At 43.5% G+C, this 2,308-nt stretch carries 2 protein-coding genes; both read right to left on the bottom strand.

Annotated features, from left to right (window positions below; translation table 11 throughout):
- Nucleotides 1-70: 70 nt before the first annotated feature.
- The gene (locus Q0852_RS23450) at nt 71-1,300 is read right to left on the bottom strand and encodes a competence protein CoiA family protein (RefSeq protein WP_299022812.1); all 1,230 of its coding nucleotides are present in this window, start codon (nt 1,298-1,300) and stop codon (nt 71-73) included.
- Entirely contained in the window at nt 1,297-1,962 is a 666-nt protein-coding gene (locus Q0852_RS23445; protein WP_299022811.1) for an IS1595 family transposase, read from the bottom strand. The genes Q0852_RS23450 and Q0852_RS23445 overlap by 4 nt, the downstream gene beginning before the upstream one ends.
- Between the last annotated feature and the right edge of the window lie 346 nt (nt 1,963-2,308).

Here is a 2,308-nt window from a genome sequence, read left to right as displayed (position 1 = left end):
AGGCTCTGTTGTACTTCTGTGTTGCTACGTTATTCAAGCGAGCAACCTATAGTCTATAGGAAGGCTCTCTTTAGCCTCGAACTTGCTTGTACTTGTTGTATATTGGAAGGTCTGGAAGTCGTCTGTTTTCTGGTTTGACAAAATCTGGTTTCTGTAGTTCTGGTCTTAACCTTTCCAGCACTAACCAGTTGTTTTCTAACTCAGTAAATCGATTTTCGTATCGAGCATCTAACTTTTGAATATACTCATCGACACTAAGAAGCCGTCCATCAACCCGAAGCTCTTTTCTTAATGTTTCAAGTCTTTCAACTTCATTTCGCAACCGAGTTACCTCTCTGTTCAGGATGTGGTCGCGAGCTTTCTTTCTCAGGTTTTCTTCGTACTTTTCGATGTCCTCATTGGCCTTGGCTACCTCCTTATCGTAATCACGCTGCAACTGTTCACTAAGTTGATCGTAGTTTTTCTTCGCTTTGCGATATTCTCGTACATGTTGCTGAGATTCAATTTCCTGATTTAACTGGTGTCTATATTGCTGCGCCCTTTGATATATATCGCTTGCGACAACCTCCCAATCTTGGACGGTGTTTTGCAACTCACTTTTTTTACGGCTAAGTTGATTAAATTGCCGTTGTGAGTCGCGAATCTCCTTTCTTATCGACCGAAGTTCATCGCCTTGTTTTGAGATCACCCTCTGGTTGTGTTCTGCGATTCGCTTGCAGAATTCAGATAATGGATTTAGAGAGATACATCTAATGTCGGCTGCATTTATTGCGCGACGCACAAAGTTAAGGTCAAGCACTTGGACATCGTCAAGCAAAGTCGGAGGAAGAGCGATTTCAATCGCATTCATGCCTTGCTTGCGATAATGATGGATCTTGGCTTCCTCGCACGGATGAGTGACACATATTTCAATAAGAATTGAGTCACCGTCAGCTGTAGTTCCCATGATGTCAGGTTTTAGATGTCCAAGTTGCACCTCTTGTTCCACCGATATAAAAGGGACGTTGATTTTGTAAGGAACACCGTCTAGCGCAAGGTGAGTGAAAGATACTTTCTTATCATTCTGCAATACCTCTTTCGCAAGGAGGTGAAGCTCTGTTTCTCCAGTCCAGTCGCAGGTACAATCAACGTCATGCGCAAAATGATGCTTTTTCTCGTCGCCTTTCTTAGCAATCAGTCCAGAGCCACAGACAATGCACGTACAGTGGCACGCTCGGCCTCTTTCTACTTCGTGGATTGGGACGATCTTTCCTTCATCATTGAAGGCTCTGGTCATAAGTATGCTTTTGTGTTTCTTCATACTGCTTGACCTGTTGCTTCCTTGATCCAAAGGTTTTCTTCTCCATAGCTTTTATCTTGCATCCAGATAAACCAAGCCAGATAACGGCTTACGTAAGCGGTGCCGACGCCACGGAAACGATCTAGCCACTCTTTCCAAAGGCTGATAAATCCGTTAACGTGCTGAATATGGTAGATTTCATCAATAACTCTTCCATCTGATGCAATAATGCGCTTGTGATCTAGCTTTATATCGAGTTTTTCTACAATACTCTTGTAAGACAGGTTGCCATCAGTGCATAGACAACAACCATCTGTTAACAATGGTGTTATGGCGTTTGAAAGGTTTTCTTTGGTGTTTCTGTCCATCACTTCGTAGGTATACCGATCACCTCGCTGATAAGAGATAAGAATCGGCACTAAGGGGACTTTACCACCACCTCTCTTACGTGATTTACGGGGCACTTGACGTTTTCCTTTATAGGACTCAGGCAAGAACGCTTCGTCTGCCTCAATAATGCCTGTAAAACTTGTAGGCTTGTTTTTATCAGGCATTTGTAGAAAACGATGCCGCCAGAAAAACGCAGTCCTCAAACTGATATTTAGAACCTTGGCTATCTTCCTCAGAGCTACCCCTTCCCACATCATAGAGGCATATGCTAGCCACTTACTTTCTTTACGCATCCTATAGAGTGGAGTCTTTGTTAGGGAGCAGAAGGTCTTCTTGCAACATTTGCAACGATAGCGCTGTATGCCTTTACCAGTAACACCATGTTTAACAAATTCGACAGAGTGGCAGTGAGGGCATTCTGAAACCTCATCTTCCCGCTCTGCAATCACCTTGCCTACGATGTCCGAGTCTAGCTTCTGTCTGACAGAGTGGTTGAGGCGCTTGGTGTCGGCATAGTTTAATGAGGGGATTAGCTGTAGAATTGAGTCTAGCGCCATGTTTCTCATAACAAAATGCCTCATGAAGATCTGGTTTGTTAAACTTGATTATAGTTGAGCAACACAGAAGTACAACAGAGCC

It is taken from the genome of uncultured Photobacterium sp., from assembly GCF_947502415.1.
Lineage (GTDB): Bacteria > Pseudomonadota > Gammaproteobacteria > Enterobacterales > Vibrionaceae > Photobacterium.
The sequence above is the reverse complement of the archived record's forward strand: the minus strand, read 5'-3'. Positions and strand labels throughout refer to the sequence as shown.

Bases quoted from the DNA above. Each gene is read 5' to 3' on its own strand.
- Q0852_RS23450 (WP_299022812.1), bottom strand. From the start codon at position 1,300: ATGAAGAAACACAAAAGCATACTTATGACCAGAGCCTTCAATGATGAA.
- Q0852_RS23445 (WP_299022811.1), bottom strand. From the start codon at position 1,962: ATGCGTAAAGAAAGTAAGTGGCTAGCATATGCCTCTATGATGTGGGAA.